This is a genomic window from Streptomyces sp. KL109B, from assembly GCF_030766935.1.
Taxonomy (GTDB): domain Bacteria; phylum Actinomycetota; class Actinomycetes; order Streptomycetales; family Streptomycetaceae; genus Streptomyces.
The window spans coordinates 265,226-282,031 of sequence record NZ_JASERL010000011.1; the positions used below are offsets into that span (position 1 = coordinate 265,226).

Sequence of the window (16,806 nt, forward strand, 5' to 3'; positions counted from 1 at the left end):
GCTCACGGCTCCTTGGCGTGCTCGTCGGTGGTGCGGTGGTTGGCCTCGCCGGCCAGGGCAGGGTCCTGCTCGGCGACGATCTGGCGGAAACGGACCTCGGCGAGCGGGCCCAAGGTGTCGTAGATCCGCGCGAACACGGCGCGCGCCCGGTGCCCCGGCCAGTCGGCGGGCAGCAGGTCGGCGGGGAGTTCGGGGTCGGTGCTCACCATGTGCAGCCACTCGCTCTTCACCTTGGTGCGGGCGGTCAGCGCCTCGGCGGACCCCACCTGCCCCGCGGCCGTCCGCCCGGCCAGCTCCTCGTACCGGGCGATGAATTCCTCGTACGCCGCACCGATGGCGTCGAGGTCCCAGGCCGCCAGCGGATCACCGTCACCCTGGGTGTGCGTGAGAGTGGAGCGCAGCACCGTGGCACTGCGCACACCCACGCTGCGCAGGAGTTCGGCGGTCTGCTCGTGGTCGGCGCGCGGCGACATCCACACGCCGTCGTACACGGCGGCGTAGCCGAGGAAGCGCAGCCGCCCGCGGATGACGTGGCGCAGTTCGCGCTGTTCGTCGGGGACGGAGAAGACGACGGTGGTCCACAGCCCGTCCCAGGGGCGGCCGGGGGCTCCGAACTCCATCATGCGGCGCTGGGTCTGTTCCAGGACGCGGGCGGTGCCCGGCGTCATCCGGTAGTACGTGCGGCGCCCCCGCTTCTCCGCCTCCAGGACGCCTCGTCGGGCGAGCCGTCCGATGGCTGCGCGGGCGCTGACCGGGGTGCTGCCGAAGTCGCTGAGCAGTGCCACCAGAGCGGCGGACGGCAGGGGTTCGGCGGCCTGGGACCAGTGGTCGGTGAACAGGCCGAGCACCAGGTGCTGCGGGTTGGCGCCGGTCTGGGACCGCGGCAGGTCGACGTCGGCGAGAGTCTGCGCATTCATCGGCGTGAGCGTACGTGCCCTCACACCGCGGGCTCGACGAGGGTGTCGAAGAAGGCGGCGCCCGCGTCGGGGATGCTCGGCTGCTCGAACACGTTGACCGCGTAACTGACGAGGATCATCGAGAACAGCAGGCGCAGCAGCCGCAGTTCGGGCTCAGGCAGGGTATCGAGGTCATGGCCGTCGAGGTGGGCGATGGCCTGCTCGGCGCGGGGTGCGATGGCGTCGTAGAAGGCGCCCAGTTCCGTCATGTCCTTGGACAGGCGCATGTCGTAGCGCTCCTGGCGCGTGGGCAGCGCCCAGTCGGCGACGTACGGTTCGAGCTCGGCGAAGCCCTCGGGAAGCATGGTCATCGCGTCTCCTCGTGGGCGGTGACGGTGTCGCGGATCGTCTTGTGGAAGTGCCGGATGAGCAGTTCCTGGTCGCTGAGGTGGAACTCGCGGGTGGCGCGGGACTTGAGGCCGGAGTGGGTGGCCTCGATGGTGTTCACGTCCTGCATGGCGAACTCGATGGTGCTGTCGACGACGAGTTCCTGCGCGAGCCGCTGCTGGGCGTTCTCGGGCGGCACGAAGTACAGGTCGATGTCGTAGATGTGCGAGTCGGCGCTCTCGGGCCAGTAGGTGTACGTGATGTAGAAGCCGCGGGCCCAGATCTGCACGGACAGGTTGGGGAAGAGCCAGAACTGGTCGTTGCCCCAGGACCTGATGTTCCCCTTGTTGAGGAACTCGGGCAGCGGTCCGCCGAGGTCGGGCACGTCGTCCGGGCCGAACAGGCCGGCGCGGAAGAGCCGGTACACCCACTTCTGGTCGTTGCGCGCCGGGCCGAGCATGCCGGGCTCGCGGGGCGGCAGCGGCGGCGGTCCCGGCACCGAGGTGAGCATGTGCGGGGTGAACAGGTCGTAGTGGTAGGAGTCGACGGGCGGCACCATCTTCTCGGCCTTGGCGACGTCCTTGTCGATGAACCGCGCGTGCACGTACGGCGGGTGGTACCACTCGCACACCGAGTCGACGGCGAGCTTCCAGTTGCCCTTGATGTGCGCGCGGAAGCCGTGCCGCCGAGTCATCTTCTCGAAGGGGTACTGCTCCAGTTCGAGGAGCCTGTCCCCGAGGTAGCTGCGCAGCGGCACCGGGTCGTCGGCGAGGTTGACGAAGACGAACCCGGCGAACTCCTCGCAGTGCACCGGCGGCATCCTGAGCCGCTTCTTGTCGAGGTCGAAGAACTCCTGCTCGTTCGTGACGTGCGTGACCTGCCCGTCGAGGCCGTAGCGCCAGCCGTGGTACTTGCAGTGGAACTGCCGGCACATCCCGGCACTCTCCTCCTGCGGGTGCTCCTGCCACACGACCTTGTTGCCGCGGTGGGCGCAGACGTTGTGGAAGGCATGCACCTGGCCGTCGGCGCCGCGGGTGACGACGATCGAGGCGAGGTTGCCGGGCAACTCGCGGGTGAAGTACGCGCCGCGGCGGGCCAGTTGCTCGGCGCGGCCGACGTAGAGCCAGGACCGCTGGAAGATCGCCGCGCGCTCGGCCTCGAAGAACTCGGGCGAGACGCAGTCCTCGTACGAGACGGGTCCGGTGCCGAGTTCCGGGTAGTCGGGCGTGAACTTGCCCTTGCCGGTGGCGAGTCGCTCCTGAAGTTCCGTCATGGACCGTGTCCTCTCGGTTCTCTTGTCACCGTGAGTCGATAGTAGACAGTTACTCGCGTCGTACGCCAGATAACTGTCTTTCATTTTTGGATGGTTCAGGTCCAGGGCTTCTGGTCGTACACCCGGTCCAGCGGCTCCATGCCACCGCCGAAGGGGAAGAACTCCTGCTGGGCGTAGGTCTCGCGGCCGAGCCCGTGGCCGAGTTCGTCGAGGAAGGCGCGCTTGAGGTTCTGGGTGAACAGCTGGCGGGTGTAGCGCAGCACGAGATACGGCCTCTTGGCGAGCTCGCGGGCCAGCTCCCAGGCACGGTCGAGGACCGCGTCCTTGGCATGCACCTCGGCGACGGCTCCCCACTCCTTGGCCTCCTGCGCGCCGAGCTTCTTGCCGGTCAGGAGCAAATAGCGGGCGCGGTTGTGGCCGACGAGGAACGGCCAGATGACGTGCTGCCCGTCGCCGGGCACCTGGCCGCGCGGGAAGTGCGAGACATCCTGGAAGTAGGCGTCGTCGGAGGCGAGCACGATGTCGCCCATGAGCGGGACTTCGGAGTGGATGTTGCAGGGTCCGTTGACCACGCTGATCATCGGCACGTCGACGTCGAGGACGTTCCACATGAGGTTGCGGTTGTACCAGGCCTTCTCGTCGAGCTTGCGCAGCCCGCGCACGCCCGGCATGGCGTCGTACAGGGGCGGGTCGGGAAGTTCACCGTCCGGCAGCCTGCCCCAGTCGGCGTTGTAGTTGGCGCCGGTGCCGGTGTGGATGAGCACCTTGATCTCGCGGTCGCCGGCCACGTCGGCGAAGGCGTCGGCCATGTCGTCGTGCGCCTTCCAGTCCCACACCAGACTGTCGCCCTCGGTGTGGCACTGCATGAACAGGATTCCTTCCTCGCTCAGCTCGAAGCGGTAGTTGCGGTAGCGGTCCTTGTACTCGGCGAAGCGTGCGCGCTTGACCATGTGCCCTCCCGTTTCCCGTCACCATGACGGAGGCATGGCGCCTCAACTGCTGGACAGTTATCGTGAGTTGCGTGACAAGTGTGCAGCCATTCAGGTTCGCCGTCCAGGCGACGAAGGCAACATCCGCGAAGGAGTGGCGCGACACCGCTCGCTCCGTTCAGGACCTCGGCTACAGCACCCTCTTCCTGGCCGACCACTATCTCGGGCCGGGTCCGGCCCAGCGCGAAGCCCGTTGGCCCGCCCAGCACTTGGCGCCGATCACGGCGCTGGCCACCGCCGCCGCGGTGACCGACACCCTGCGGGTCGGCTGCCGGGTGTTCTGTGTCGACTACCACGTGCCAGGTGTGCTGGCGAAGGAGGCCGCGACGCTCGATCTGCTCTCCGACGGACGGCTCGAGTTCGGCATCGGTGCCGGATGGAGCGAGCCCGAATACCGGGCGATGGGGCTTGAGTTCGCGCCCGCGGGGCGGCGCGTGGACAAGCTGGTCGAGGTCGTGGCACTGGTCAAGGCGCAGTGGAGCGGGGAGCCGCTCGACCTGCGTGGCGAGCATGTGACGGCCGTCGACCACGCGGGACTGCCGCTGCCGGTGCAGCGCCCGCGTCCGCCGGTCATGATCGGGGGTTCCCGGCGCCGGGTGCTGTCGTTCGCGGCGCGCGAGGCGGACATCGTCAGCCTGGCGAACGTGCCGTTCGACACGCGGGGAGATGCGGGCCGCACCCCCACGGAGGAAGCGGCGCACCGCTACCGCCTGGTGCGAGAGGCGGCGGGTGAGCGCATGTCCCGGCTGGAGGTGGAGAGTTCACCGTTCTTCGCCCGGATCACCGACGACCCGGAGTCCGCCGCCGCCCGCGTGGCCCGCACCCTGAACGTCCCGCCGGACGACCTCCTCGACCACCCCAACGTACTCATCGGAACCGAGGACGACGTGGTCCACCGCCTGCGGGAACGCCGCGAGCGTTTCGGCGCCAACTACATCACCGTGCAGCAGACCGAGGCGGAGCGCTTCGCGCCCGTGGTCGCACGACTGACCGGAACCTGAGGAGGTGGCCCATGACCCATGGCCCTCTGCACGGCCTACGTGTGGTCGAGATCGCCACCCTCGCCGCCGGGCCCACCGTGGCGACGGCACTCGGCGAGTTCGGCGCGGAGGTCATCAAGGTCGAACAGCCCGGCTCCGGCGACCCCATGCGCACCTGGGGCGACCGGCGGGACGGCATCGGCCTGCTGTGGAAGAGCATCGCCCGCAACAAGAAGTGCACGACGCTGGACCTGCGCACCAAGGCCGGCCAGGACCTCCTCCACCAGCTCCTGGAAGCCAGTGACGTCCTGGTGGCCGGCAACAGGCCCAGCGCACTGAGCCGTTGGGGCCTGGACTACGACTCCGTCCACGCGGCCCACCCGCACCTCGTCATGGCGCACATCACCGGGTTCGGCAGCGGCGGCCCCAAGAGCGACCGCCCCGGCTACGGCACCCTCGCCGAGGCGATGAGCGGCTTCGCCCACCAGACCGGACAGGCCGACGGCCCGCCCACGCTTCCGCCGTTCATGCTCGCCGACGGGGTGGCCGGGCTCGCGGCGACCTATGCGGTGATGATGGCGCTCTACCACCGGGACGTGCACGGGGCGGGCGGACAGCTCGTCGATGTCAGCCTCGTCGAGCCGCTCACCCGCCTCCTGGAAACGGGCACGCTCGCGTACGACCAACTGGGCCTGGTCAAGGGGAGGTCCGGCAACATGCTCCCGGCGAGCGCCCCGCGCAACACCTACCGCAGCTCGGACGGCCGCTGGCTGGCCGTCTCCAGCGCCTCGCCCAGCATCGCCGCGCGCGTGTTCCGCGCCATCGGCCGCGAGGACATGGCGTGCGACCCGGACCTGATCGATCCCGTGCGCCGCCAGGAACGGGCGGCCGAGGTCGACGCGGCGGTGGCCGACTGGGTGTCCCGGCACACCCTGGACGAGGCGATGTCCGCGTTCGAGGCGGCGGAGGCGGCCGCGACGGCCGTGTACGACGCGCCCGCGCTGCTGGCGGACGAACATCTGCGGGCGCGCGGAACCTTCGTCGGCGTGCAGGACCCGGACTTCGGCAAGGTCACGGTCCAGGCACCGGTGGCGCACCTGAGTGACACACCCGGGCACGTCGCACATCTCGGAAAGGCGCTGGGTGCGGACAACGACCGTGTCTACGGCGACCTTCTGGGGCTCTCCCCCGACAAGATCGCCGAACTCCGCGAGGAAGGAACGATCTGATGGGCACCCACCCGCCCGCACACCGTCCGCGCCGCTCCGAACTGGCCACCCCCGCGAGCAGCGAGCGCATGTGTGCCAGGGCCCCGTCCGCGGGCGCGGACCTGGTCTTCCTCGACCTGGAGGACGCGTGCGCGCCCTCGGTGAAGGAGTCGGCCCGCGCGATCGCGGTCAAGGCCCTGACCGGCCAGGACTGGGGCAGCACGCTCCGCGCGGTCCGCATCAACGGCCTGGACACACCGTGGTGTCACGACGACCTCATCGAAGTGGTCACGGGAGCACGGGACGCACTCGACGTCGTCATCGTCCCCAAGGTGCGCACGGCACGCGATGTGTGGTGGGTCGACGTCCTGCTCACCCAACTCGAGCGAAAGCTCGGCCTCGGCGAGCACCGGATCGCCCTGGAGGTCCTCATCGAGGACGCGGAGGGCCTCGCGAACGCCTTGCCCATCGCGCAGTCCAGTCCCCGCCTGGCAGCGCTGATCTTCGGCGCGGGCGACCTGTCGGTCTCGCTCCGGGCCCGGGTCGACGGCAACTTCGACCCGCTCGGCCCCTACCCCGGCGACTTCTGGCACCACGCCCGCGCCCAGGTGCTGACGGCGGCGCGGGCCGCGGGCATCGCCGCGATCGACGCCCCGTTCCCCGCGTACGGGGAACCGGAGGCCTACCGCACGTCGGCCCGCCACGCGGCACTGCTCGGCTTCGACGGCAAGTGGGCGATCCACCCCACCCAAGTCCCCCTGGCGAACGCGGTGTTCACTCCGACCAAGGACGAGGTGTCCGCCGCCGAGGACGTCATCGCGCGCTACCGTGCGGCGGAGGCGGAGGGCACCGGGGCGATCGGCCACGACGGCCGCCTCATCGACGCCGCCCACGTCCAGCTCGCCACCATCGTGCTCGACCGGGCCGCCACCGCGGCACACACCCACGACTGACGCAGGGAGTCCGGATGCGCATCACGCACGATCAGGTCGCCGTCATCACAGGCGGTGCCAGCGGAATCGGTTACGGACTCGCCGAGGCGCTCGCCGCGCGTGGCGTCCGCCTTGTCGTCTCCGACATACGCGAGGAGGGTCTGGCCAAGGCGCGGGCCGCACTCGCGGAGGCCGGAGCCGAGGTCACCGCGGTGGTGGCCGATGTCGGCGAGGAGACATCGGTGCGCTCACTGGCGGAGCGGACGACGGCCGCGTACGGGCGGGTGGACCTGGTGTGCAACAACGCGGGCCTGGTGTCACCGGCGGCCCCTTTGTGGGAGCAGGACCTCGGCACGTGGGAGCGGATGATCCGCGTCAAGCTGCTCGGCGTCGTCCACGGCGTGCGGGCCTTCGCTCCCCTCCTGCTCGAGCGGGGCACGGGGCACATCCTCAACACGGCCTCCTCCGGCGGCCTCGCGCCGCTCCCCGACCGGACCCCGTACACCACCACGATGCACGCGGTGGTCGGCCTGACCGAGACCCTCGACGCCGAGCTGAAACGGGTGTCCCCCGCCCTCGGCGCGACCGTCCTGTGCCCCGGCCTGGTCGACACCCCGCTCGGGCAGAACTCGGCCGCGCTCGGCGCGATCCGGCTGCCGGCCAGCGCTCCCACCTCGATGCGGAGCATGGCTGCGGGCCGGGGCGGGATCCTGTCGGCGCGCGAGGTCGCGGAGGCGGCACTCGCCACCGTCGAGGCGGGCCGGGTGCATGTGGCGCCGGGCGGAGGCGTGGTGGAGCGGGCCCGGGCGCGGGTGACGGGGCTGCTGGCGGACATCGAGGGCGGGGAGGTGTGAGGCGCGCCCTCAGCACCCTCAAGGCGTGCGTCACGGTGAGCCGCCGGGCCGATACCTGCGCGCCTGAGATCCATCGGCCCGCGCGTCACCGCATCCCGCGCGCGAGCGCCCGCACCCACCCCTCCGTACGCCCGTCCACATCATGATCGTCCTGCAGGGCGGAAACACTGACGTAGTCCTCGGCAATCGCCCTGATGTCGCTTCCCGCATCGGCAGAGGTGTCGACGGCCCCGTATCCCATTGTGTAGGTGCCGGGGCGGCCGGACGCGCCGTCGTCCGGGGTGAAGTCGGGCACGAGGAAAGCGCCGCCCTGGACGGTCGTGGCCCTGGTCCCCTTCGGGTCGGCGAGTCGGTGGCTGCCGGTGTCAGGGTCCGCGGGGCCCTGCACGAGCGGGTAGTTGACGTTGAGCGCCACACCCCGCGGCATCAGTCGGCCGTCCCGGGCCCGCGCCTCGAGGTGTCTGACGAGGTCGACGACATACGCCGCCGCGGGGGCCGCCGCGAGTTCGGTGCCCTCCGGCCAGTCCGGCTGGGTCTCCAGGCTCATGGCGAGGGCGGGGACACCGAACTCGACGCCGGTGAGGGCCGCGTTGACGGTTCCGGAATGGTTCACGAGAGCGCCGAAGTTGAACCCGGGGTTGATTCCGGAGACGACGAGGTCGGGCTTGCCGTGCGGGAAGATCTCGTCCATCCCGAAGTACACGCTGTCGGACGGCGAACCGGGCGTCACCGTCCACACGTCCTTCTCGGGCCCGGCCACCCGAAGCTTCTCACCACGGCTTGACACCCGGCCGCCCTGGCCGCTCTGGTCGGTTCCCGGCGCGACCACGACCACGTGGTGTCCGGCGGCCCGTAGCGCGTCGCGCACGGCCACGATGTACGGGGTGGTGGCGCCGCCCGGCCCACGCCAGCCGTCGTCGTTGGTGAGCAGGATGTTCAGAGGTCTCGGCGCCCTGGGCACGGACGCGGCCGCCTCCCCTCTTGCGTCCGCGTTCCCGGCCGGTCCCGTCACGAAGGCCGAGGCCCCGACCACGGCGGCACACACAGCGGCACGCACAGAACGCTTCATCATCCGCGAAAGCCCTTCGCCAGGCGGCCGGACAGGCCACTCCACAAACGAGAATCCCATTTACGCACAGCGGTAAGGTCATTGACACTCCATCGGCGTGCCCATAGCGTGATTCGGCGCGCAGGCCCCAGCCGAGCTCGAGCCGAGGAGGTTTCATGGGCGGCGACCCAAGCCCCGTCCTCACCGTGACCGCCGAGAAGGACGTGCGTGTCGTCACGCTGAACCGTCCGGACCAACTCAATGGTGTGTCCGCGGAATTGCACCGCCGGCTCGCCGAGGTCTGGGACGAGATCGCGGCCGACGAGGACGCGCGGGCCGTCGTACTCACCGGCGCGGGACGGGCGTTCAGCGCAGGCGGGGACTTCGGGCACCTGCTGCGCCACCACAGCGACGCCGCGCTGCGCGAACGCTCGATCCGGCTCGACCGGAAGATCCAGACCGCCATGATCCGCTTTCCGCTGCCCGTGGTCGCCGCGGTCAACGGGCCGGCCGTGGGCCTCGGCTGTTCGCTCGCGCTGGGCTGCGACCTCGTGCTGATGGCCGACGACGCCTACCTCGCCGACCCGCACGTGTCGGTCGGCCTCGTCGCGGGGGACGGCGGGGTCACCCTGTGGCCGCTCCTGACGAGCCTGCTGCGGGCCAAGGAGTATCTGTTCACCGGGGATCGCATCCCGGCCGCCAAGGCGGTGGAGTTCGGCCTGGCGAGTCGTGTCGTACCGGCCGCCGACCTGAGCGAGCAGGCCATGGAGTTGGCGCACCGCCTCGCGGCGCAGCCGCCACAGGCGCTGCGCGCGACGAAGGCGGCGCTCGCCGTCGTCGTGGAGCAGATGTCGCGCGGCGGCATGGAGGCCGCGCTCATGGCCGAGCAGGCGACCATGACCAGCCCGGACTATCTGCGCATCGTCTCCGCACTCGCGGAACGGGGCACCGGTGGCGGCCCGGGCCGCGGCGCGGGCACGAAGGGCTGAACCGTGGACGCGGAAGAGTTCCGGCTGGTCCGCGAGGCGCTCGCGACGTTCGCCGCCGACCACCGGTGCACATCGGCCGAGCCGACGGCGGCGCAGATGACGGCGGCCCAGAAGGCGCTCGACGGGCTCGGCCTGGTCGAACTGCGGCACGGCCCGCGGCCCTTGGCGAGCGCTCAGGAGTGTGCGCTGCTCGCGGAGGAGTACGGGAGGCAGCCGCTCACCGCCTCGTTCCTCGGGACGGCGCTGCTCGCGCCCGAGGCGCTGCGGCTCCTCGCGGCGGGCGAGCCCGACGGGGCACCGACCGTGGCACTCGGTCGCGATCTGCGGTTCGCCCGCCACGGCGAACTGGTGGCCTGGGACGCCTACGGCGCGGACCGCGCGCTCAGCATCGCCCCCGACGGGACCGTACGCACTCACGTGCTCGGCGCACCGGCGCCCACCACGGATCTGCTGCGCACCGTCCGCGCCGTGTCCGGCGAGGGCTTGACCCTCGGCCGGCTGACCACCGACCAGGTGCACGCCTGGCGGGCCTGGGCCCTGACCATGGTGAGCAGTGAACTTGTCGGCGCGGCCGGGTCGTTCGTCGAGCAGAGTGCCGCGTACGCGCGCGATCGTGTGCAGTACGGGCGGCCCATCGGCGCCAATCAGGCGGTGCAGCACCTGCTCGCCGACGCGACCGTGGCCGTCGAGGCGTGTGTCAGTGCCACCCGTTACGCGGCCTGGTGCCTCGACCACTCCTCCCCCGCTTCCGCGCTCACCGCCGCCCGCGTCGCCAAGGCCGAGGTCGACGCGTCCGCCCTGGAGGCGGTGTACGCGGGGATGCAGGTGTTCGGCGGGATCGCCCAGACCTGGGAGCACGTCGCGCACCTGTACCTGCGCCGGATCCGCCTCGGCGCCACGGTCCTGACGGACACCGCCGAACTGCTCTCCGACCTCGCCCTGTCCTCGCCCGAGCCCACGGAGGCGAAGTGACCACGCACGCACCGCCCTTGGACTTCGGCGACCCGTCAGGTCTGGAGCGGCTGCGCCGGGAACTGCGTGCCTGGCTGGCCCGGCACCCGCTCCCCGAGCGCCGCCCCGACGAGGAACCCGCCCTCTTCCTGCACCGCTGGCACCGCATGCTGCACTCCGGCGGCTGGGTGGGCCTTGACGTCCCCGAGGAGTACGGGGGCCGCGGCCTGACCGCGCTGCACCAGGTGGCGGTCAGCGACGAGCTGGGCGCCTGCCGGGCCCCGGGCGTGCCGCGCATCGGCTATCTCGCGCATGCCCTCCTGGAGTTCGCCTCGCACGAGCAGCGGGCCCGGCTGCTGCCCCGCATGCTCGCGGGCGACGACGTGTGGTGCCAGGGCTTCAGCGAGCCCGGCGCGGGATCGGACCTCGCGGGCATGGCAACACACGCACGGCGCAGCGCGGACGGGACGCACTACACCGTCAACGGGCAGAAACTGTGGACCAGTTACGCCCAGTACTCCGACTACTGCCTGCTGCTCGCCCGCACCGACCGCGACGCTCCCGCACACACCTCGATCACCGCGTTCGCGCTCCCGCTCGACCGGGCCGGCGTGACCGTACGCCCGCTGAAGGCGGCCAATGGCGACGACGAGTTCTGCGAGCTGTTCCTCGACGACGTGACGATCGAGGCCGCCGAGCGGATCGGTGCGGAGGGCGACGGCTGGCGGCTGGCCATGACGACGGTGAACTACGAACGCAACGCCCTCGACACCGGCCATCTCTCCAAGTACGGGCTGCTGTTGGAGCGGCTGCGGCAGGAGCTCCGCACGCGGGAAGGCGCCCTGCCCGACGGCCTCGTCTCCGCGGTGGGGCGGTGTGTCGTCGACTATCAGGTGCTCGTCGCGCATGCCCGCCGCCGCACCGCCGAACGCCTCGCAGGTGTGGCGGCCGGTCCGGAGTCGTCGGTCGACAAGCTGCTGATGACGCGCGCCGAGCAACGCCTGTACGAGACCGCCCTGCAGGTCCTGCCGCAGGAGCTGTACGACGCCGGCGGGGCCGTGTACGGCGAGTATCTGTACTCGCGTGCGGCGTCGGTCTACGGCGGCACCTCCCAGATCCAGCGGAACATCATCGCCAAACGGCTGCTGCGCCTGCCGTCGGCCTCGCGAGTGTCATGAGTGGTCTTCATGTGCCGGAAACGGAGCCCGTGATGCGTTACGACCAGGATTACCTGAGCATCCCGAACGTCGTCCGCCGGGCCGCCGCGCGGCACGGCGACGCGCCCGCCCTCGTGGACGGCACGACGCGGTGGAGCTTTCGCGACCTCGAACAGCGCATGCTCCAGGCGGTGCGCGCCGCGCTCGCGCTGGGCATCGCCCCTGGTGACCGGGTCGGCATCTGTGCGCCCAATTGCGCCGAGTGGATCGTGGCGGCGCTCGCCGTCCAGGGCGCGGGCGGCATCGTCGTCCCCCTCAACACCCGCTTCAAGGCGGCCGAACTCACCTACATTCTGCGCAAGTCGGGGGCGAAGGCGCTGTTCGCGGCGCCGTTCCTCGACACCGACTACGTGGCCGAACTGCGCAAGCACGAGCCCGAGTTGCCCGCCCTGCGCACCACCGTGTCACTGCGCTCCGAGCGCGGGGACGCCGACCTGTCCTGGCAGGACTTCCTCGCGCAGGGTGCGGGAACGGTCGACGAGAGCGCCGCCCACGCTTCCATCGACCGGGTCGGGCCCGACACCGTCTCCGACATCATGTTCACCTCCGGGACGACCGGACACCCCAAGGGCGTGGTGCTCACCCACGGTCAGTCGCTGCGCGCGTACGGGTGGATGGCTCAGACGTACACGTTCCGCGCCGGGGACGTCTTCCTGGTCGTGCCGCCCTTCTTCCACTGCTTCGGCTACAAGGCGGGCTGGCTCGCCTCGTTCCTGCACGGGGTGACGGTGGTCCCGATGGCGATGTTCGACGCGGGCCGGGCCCTGGAACTCATCGAGCGGGAACGGGTGTCCGTCATGCTTGGCCCGCCGACGATCTTCCAGGACCTGATCGCCGCACCGGACCGCGCCCGCCGTGACACCTCCTCCTTGCGGATCTCCATGACGGGCGGCACCACCATTCCCGAGCAGCTGATCCATGCGATGAAGGACGAGCTGTCCTTCGACATCGTGATGAGCGCGTACGGGCTGACCGAGGCCTCCGCGCTCGTCACGACCACGCGTCTCGGAGACAGTCCGGCCACCGTCTCCCGCACCAACGGCCGGCGCATCCCGGACGTGGACGTGCGGATCGCCGACGACGCGGGCAAGCCCGTCCCGGCGGGCGACACGGGCGAGATACAGGTCCGCGGTTACACCGTCACCAGCGGCTACTGGGACGAGCCGGAGGCCACGGCGGCCGCGATCGGGGACGACGGCTGGCTGCGCACGGGTGACATCGGCAGCCTGGACGCCGACGGCAATCTCGCGGTCGTCGACCGCAAGAAGGACATGTTCATCGTCGGCGGCTTCAATGCCTACCCCGCCGAGATCGAACGCCTGCTGCTCGACCACGGCCCGGTCGCCGAGGCCGCCGTCATCGGTGTGCCCGACGAGCGCCTCGGCGAGGTCGGCTGCGCCTACCTGGTGCTCCGGCCTGGCGAGACGGCCACGGCCGCCGATGTCATCGCCTGGTCGCGCGCCACCATGGCCAACTTCAAGGTGCCACGGCACGTCCGCTTCGTCGACGCCCTGCCGCGCAACGCAAGCCGCAAGGTCCTCAAGCACGAACTGCGCGCGTCCTACCAGGAGGACGACGCATGACGGGGCCCCTGGAAGGTGTCACCGTCGTCTCGGTCGAACAGGCCGTGTCGGCGCCGCTGTGCACGCGGGCGCTCGGCGATCTGGGCGCGCGTGTCATCAAGGTGGAGGCGCCCGTAGGTGACTTCACCCGCTATTACGACGATGTGGTGCACGGCCTCGCCGCCCACTTCGTGTGGGTCAACCGCGGCAAGGAGTCGCTGACCCTCGACCTGAAGTCGGCCCACGGCGCACATGTCCTGCACCGGCTCCTCGACCGCGCGGACGTCTTCGTGTCGAACCTGGCTCCGGGCGCCGCCGGCAAACTCGGCATCTCAGCCGCCGACTTGACGGCCCGTCATCCAGATCTCATCACCATGGAGATCGACGGCTACGGTCCCGGCGGCCCGCTCTCCCACAAGCGCGCCTACGATCTCCTCGTCCAGGCAGAGGCGGGAGCCTGCTCGATCACGGGACTCCCTGGCGCACCCGCCAAGCCTGGACCGCCCATGGCCGACGTGTGCACCGGCCTGTACGCGGCACTGTCCATCACGGCACTGCTGGCGGAACGCGCACGGCCTCGGCGGTCGCCCGCTCCGGCCGCCGTCTCGCTGAGCATGTTCGACACCATGACCGAGCTGATGGGGTACGCGCTCACATACACCCGGCACACCGGCATCGACCAACAGCCGGTGGGCATGGGCTCCCCCGCCGTCGCCCCGTACGGCGCCTACGCCACCGCCGACGGCCACACCGTCGTCCTCGGCACGACCAACGACCGCGAGTGGCGGCGCTACGCCCGCGACCTCCTGGGCCGCCCCGACCTCGCCGACGACCCCGCACTCGCCACGACGGCAGACCGGGTCGCGGACCGCGAGCGTCTCGACACGGAGATCACAGCCTGGTGCGCCGCGCACACCCTCCACGACATCCAGGCGACCGCCGACGCCGCCGGCATCGGCAACGCGAAGCTCAACACGCCCAGCGAAGTCCTCACACACCCGCAGCACACGGCCCGTGACCGCTGGCGCGAGATCGGCACACCGGGCGGCCGGACCACGGCACCGCTGCCACCACCTGTCTTCGCGGGACGGGAACCGCCCCCGATGGGCGACGTGCCCGCGCTGGGCCAGCACACGGAGGCCATCCTGCGCGAACTCGGTGTCGCCGACGACGACTCGACCACGGAAAGGGTGAACAGTGACACGCGACCATCGTGAAGCCGTGATCGTGGAGGCCGTCCGAACCCCCGTCGGCAAGCGGAACGGCGCGCTCGCCGAGGTCCACCCCGGCGAGCTGTCCGCACACATCCTGCGCGAACTCGTCGCCCGCACCGGCATCGACCCCTCCGACGTCGAGGACGTGATCTGGGGCTGCGTGGGGCAGGTCGGCGACCAGTCGGGGAACATCGGCCGCTACGCACTGCTGGCGGCCGGCTGGCCGGAGACGGTGCCGGCGACCACGGTGAACCGGGCCTGCGGCTCCAGCCAGCAGGCGCTCGACTTCGCGGCGCAGGCCGTGCTGTCCGGCCAGTACGACATGGTGGTGGCGGGCGGCGTCGAGGTGATGAGCCGGGTGCCGCTGGGAGCGGCACGCAGCGGCGGCGGGGCGCCCTGGACGCAGAGCGTGCTGGAGCGCTACGACCACTTCAGCTTCAACCAGGGCGAGTCGGCGGAGAGGATCGCCCGCAAGTGGGGCTTCTCGCGGCGGCGACTGGACGAGTACGCCGCCCGTTCCCACGAGCTGGCGGCGGCGGCACAGGACTCGGGCGCGTTCGACGCCCAGCTCGCCCCGTTCCCCGACAACCCGCTCACCGCCGACGAAGGGGTGCGCAGGGGCACCACCGCCGACACCCTCGCCCGCCTCAAGCCGTCCTTCGACCCGAACGGTGTGATCCACGCAGGCAATGCCTCGCAGATATCCGACGGAGCCGCGGCCCTGCTCGTCACGACGCCGGAGCGGGCCGCGGAGCTGGGCCTGACGCCGCTGGTGCGCTACCGGGCGGGCGCGGTCACGGGCGCCGATCCGGTGCTGATGCTCACGGGCCCGATCCCGGCGACCGTGCAGGTGCTCACCCGGGCCGGCCTCGCCCTCTCCAACATCGGCGCCTACGAGGTCAACGAGGCCTTCGCCTCCGTTCCACTGGCCTGGCTGGCCGAGACCGGCGCGGATCCCGCCCGCCTCAACCCGCTGGGCGGCGCCATCGCCCTCGGTCACCCCTTGGGCGCGTCCGGCGCGGTCCTGATGACACGCCTGATCCACCACATGCGGGACCGCGGCATCCGCTACGGCCTGCAGACGATGTGCGAGGGCGGCGGAACGGCGAACGCGACGATCGTGGAACTGCTGGACTGAGTACGGGAGTTGGTACAGGGTGCGCCGAGACATCTACACCGCCGACCACGAGGCGTTCCGGGAACTGGTGCGGGACTTCGTCACGCGCGAGGTCGTGCCCGGCTACGAGGAGTGGGAGCGGGCGGGCCGCATGCCACGCCACATCTTCGAGCAGCTCGGCGACATCGGTGTGATGGGCCTGGCGATCCCCGAGGAGTACGGCGGCGCGGGCACCGACGACTACCGCTACAACGCGATCCTCCAGGAGGAGGCGTCGCGCGCCCTGGTCACGCTGGGCACGGTCCGCACCCAACTGGACGTGATCCTCCCGTACTTCCTCGCGTACGCGAACAAGGAGCAGCGGAGCCGCTGGTTCCCCGAGCTGGCCGCCGGGCGCCTCCTGACGGCGATCGCCATGACGGAACCGGGCACCGGCTCGGACCTGGCGGGCATCCGCACGACGGCGGTGCGGGACGGGGACGACTACGTGCTGAACGGCGCGAAGACCTTCATCACGGGCGGCCTGCTGGCCGACCTGGTGATCGTGGTGGCGCGTACGTCCTCCGACCCGGACAACCGCCGGGCGGGGCTCACCCTCCTGGTGGTGGAGGAAGGCATGCCGGGCTTCACGAAGGGCCGCGAGCTCGACAAGATCGGCATCCGGGTGCAGGACACGGTGGAGCTGGCCTTCGACGACGTACGCGTCCCCGTGGCGAACCGGCTCGGCGAGGAGGGCAAGGCGTTCTCCTACCTGGGCCGGAACCTGCCGCAGGAGCGCATGACGGTCGCGGTCGGCTCGGTGGCCCAGTCCCGCGCGGCGCTCGACACGACCCTCGCGTACGCCAAGGACCGCCAGGTCTTCGGCAACACACTGGCTTCGTTCCAGAACACGAAGTTCGAACTCGCCGCGGTGTCCACGGAGGTGGAGGCGGCGCAGGCGCTGCTCGACCGGGCGATCACGGAGCTGGTGGCAGGACGTCTGTCCGGGGCGGACGCGGCGCGCGTGAAGCTGTTCTGCACAGAGATGCAGGCGCGCTGCGTGGACCGATGCCTTCAACTCTTCGGCGGTTACGGCTACATACGCGAGTACCCGATAGCCCGGCTGTACGCGGACGCGCGGATCACCCGGATCTACGCGGGTACGAGCGAGGTCATGAAGGTGATCGTCGCGAAGTCGTTGGGCCTGTGA

General features: G+C 70.9%; 16 protein-coding genes. 11 read left to right on the forward strand and 5 right to left on the reverse strand.

What is annotated here, in order from left to right; genetic code table 11:
- Positions 1-2: 2 nt before the first annotated feature.
- The 4 genes from RBJ65_RS31820 to RBJ65_RS31835 all read right to left on the reverse strand — a co-directional run bounded on the left by RBJ65_RS31820 (position 3) and on the right by RBJ65_RS31835 (position 3,506).
- The gene (locus tag RBJ65_RS31820; RefSeq protein ID WP_306320086.1) at positions 3-917 is read right to left on the reverse strand and encodes a PaaX family transcriptional regulator C-terminal domain-containing protein; all 915 of its coding nucleotides are present in this window, start codon (positions 915-917) and stop codon (positions 3-5) included.
- Between the two features lie 20 nt (positions 918-937).
- Complete coding sequence (locus RBJ65_RS31825; RefSeq protein ID WP_306320087.1) at positions 938-1,267, reverse strand: hypothetical protein; 330 nt, start codon at positions 1,265-1,267, stop codon at positions 938-940.
- Entirely contained in the window at positions 1,264-2,556 is a 1,293-nt protein-coding gene (locus RBJ65_RS31830) for an aromatic ring-hydroxylating dioxygenase subunit alpha (RefSeq protein ID WP_306320088.1), read from the reverse strand. The genes RBJ65_RS31825 and RBJ65_RS31830 overlap by 4 nt, the downstream gene beginning before the upstream one ends.
- A 95-nt stretch (positions 2,557-2,651) precedes the next feature.
- Positions 2,652-3,506: an enoyl-CoA hydratase/isomerase family protein gene (locus RBJ65_RS31835; RefSeq protein WP_306320089.1), complete on the reverse strand. Its 855-nt coding sequence runs from the start codon at positions 3,504-3,506 to the stop codon at positions 2,652-2,654.
- Between the two features lie 71 nt (positions 3,507-3,577).
- On the opposite strand from RBJ65_RS31835, the gene RBJ65_RS31840 reads away from it, so the two are divergent.
- The 4 genes from RBJ65_RS31840 to RBJ65_RS31855 are packed head-to-tail and all read left to right on the forward strand — an operon-like array spanning position 3,578 to position 7,519.
- A complete protein-coding gene (locus RBJ65_RS31840; protein WP_306320090.1) occupies positions 3,578-4,546 on the forward strand; it encodes a TIGR03621 family F420-dependent LLM class oxidoreductase in 969 nt (322 codons plus the stop codon).
- 11 nt (positions 4,547-4,557) lie between these two features.
- Positions 4,558-5,754: a CaiB/BaiF CoA-transferase family protein gene (locus RBJ65_RS31845; RefSeq protein WP_306320091.1), complete on the forward strand. Its 1,197-nt coding sequence runs from the start codon at positions 4,558-4,560 to the stop codon at positions 5,752-5,754.
- Positions 5,754-6,686, forward strand: coding sequence for a CoA ester lyase (locus RBJ65_RS31850; RefSeq protein WP_306320092.1), 933 nt, complete (start codon positions 5,754-5,756; stop codon positions 6,684-6,686). Before RBJ65_RS31845 ends, RBJ65_RS31850 begins: the two co-directional genes overlap by 1 nt.
- A 14-nt stretch (positions 6,687-6,700) precedes the next feature.
- Entirely contained in the window at positions 6,701-7,519 is an 819-nt protein-coding gene (locus RBJ65_RS31855) for an SDR family oxidoreductase (protein WP_306320093.1), read from the forward strand.
- 85 nt (positions 7,520-7,604) lie between these two features.
- On the opposite strand, the gene surE is transcribed toward RBJ65_RS31855, so the two are convergent.
- Positions 7,605-8,480, reverse strand: coding sequence for a 5'/3'-nucleotidase SurE (surE, locus tag RBJ65_RS31860; protein WP_306320094.1), 876 nt, complete (start codon positions 8,478-8,480; stop codon positions 7,605-7,607).
- 263 nt (positions 8,481-8,743) lie between these two features.
- On the opposite strand from surE, the gene RBJ65_RS31865 reads away from it, so the two are divergent.
- From RBJ65_RS31865 to RBJ65_RS31895, 7 genes are read left to right on the forward strand one after another with little or no spacing between them, the layout of a single operon-like run.
- The gene (locus RBJ65_RS31865; RefSeq protein WP_306320095.1) at positions 8,744-9,556 is read left to right on the forward strand and encodes an enoyl-CoA hydratase/isomerase family protein; all 813 of its coding nucleotides are present in this window, start codon (positions 8,744-8,746) and stop codon (positions 9,554-9,556) included.
- A gap of 3 nt (positions 9,557-9,559) precedes the next feature.
- A complete protein-coding gene (locus RBJ65_RS31870; RefSeq protein WP_306320096.1) occupies positions 9,560-10,528 on the forward strand; it encodes an acyl-CoA dehydrogenase family protein in 969 nt (322 codons plus the stop codon).
- Entirely contained in the window at positions 10,525-11,685 is a 1,161-nt protein-coding gene (locus tag RBJ65_RS31875; RefSeq protein WP_306320097.1) for an acyl-CoA dehydrogenase family protein, read from the forward strand. The genes RBJ65_RS31870 and RBJ65_RS31875 overlap by 4 nt, the downstream gene beginning before the upstream one ends.
- A 32-nt stretch (positions 11,686-11,717) precedes the next feature.
- Positions 11,718-13,307, forward strand: a complete 1,590-nt coding sequence (locus tag RBJ65_RS31880) for a FadD3 family acyl-CoA ligase (RefSeq protein ID WP_306320098.1) — start codon at positions 11,718-11,720, stop codon at positions 13,305-13,307.
- Complete coding sequence (locus RBJ65_RS31885; protein ID WP_306320099.1) at positions 13,304-14,503, forward strand: CaiB/BaiF CoA-transferase family protein; 1,200 nt, start codon at positions 13,304-13,306, stop codon at positions 14,501-14,503. The genes RBJ65_RS31880 and RBJ65_RS31885 overlap by 4 nt, the downstream gene beginning before the upstream one ends.
- Positions 14,504-14,507: 4 nt before the next feature.
- Positions 14,508-15,638: a thiolase family protein gene (locus tag RBJ65_RS31890; RefSeq protein WP_306320100.1), complete on the forward strand. Its 1,131-nt coding sequence runs from the start codon at positions 14,508-14,510 to the stop codon at positions 15,636-15,638.
- 19 nt (positions 15,639-15,657) lie between these two features.
- Positions 15,658-16,806, forward strand: a complete 1,149-nt coding sequence (locus RBJ65_RS31895; RefSeq protein ID WP_306320101.1) for an acyl-CoA dehydrogenase family protein — start codon at positions 15,658-15,660, stop codon at positions 16,804-16,806.

What these genes read in the sequence shown, in the direction of transcription:
- RBJ65_RS31820 (WP_306320086.1), bottom strand. Translation starts at nt 917, where the DNA reads ATGAATGCGCAGACTCTCGCCGACGTCGACCTGCCGCGGTCCCAGACC.
- RBJ65_RS31825 (WP_306320087.1), bottom strand. Translation starts at nt 1,267, where the DNA reads ATGACCATGCTTCCCGAGGGCTTCGCCGAGCTCGAACCGTACGTCGCC.
- RBJ65_RS31830 (WP_306320088.1), bottom strand. Translation starts at nt 2,556, where the DNA reads ATGACGGAACTTCAGGAGCGACTCGCCACCGGCAAGGGCAAGTTCACG.
- RBJ65_RS31835 (WP_306320089.1), bottom strand. Translation starts at nt 3,506, where the DNA reads ATGGTCAAGCGCGCACGCTTCGCCGAGTACAAGGACCGCTACCGCAAC.
- RBJ65_RS31845 (WP_306320091.1), top strand. Translation starts at nt 4,558, where the DNA reads ATGACCCATGGCCCTCTGCACGGCCTACGTGTGGTCGAGATCGCCACC.
- RBJ65_RS31850 (WP_306320092.1), top strand. Translation starts at nt 5,754, where the DNA reads ATGGGCACCCACCCGCCCGCACACCGTCCGCGCCGCTCCGAACTGGCC.
- RBJ65_RS31855 (WP_306320093.1), top strand. Translation starts at nt 6,701, where the DNA reads ATGCGCATCACGCACGATCAGGTCGCCGTCATCACAGGCGGTGCCAGC.
- RBJ65_RS31865 (WP_306320095.1), top strand. Translation starts at nt 8,744, where the DNA reads ATGGGCGGCGACCCAAGCCCCGTCCTCACCGTGACCGCCGAGAAGGAC.
- RBJ65_RS31880 (WP_306320098.1), top strand. Translation starts at nt 11,718, where the DNA reads ATGCGTTACGACCAGGATTACCTGAGCATCCCGAACGTCGTCCGCCGG.
- RBJ65_RS31885 (WP_306320099.1), top strand. Translation starts at nt 13,304, where the DNA reads ATGACGGGGCCCCTGGAAGGTGTCACCGTCGTCTCGGTCGAACAGGCC.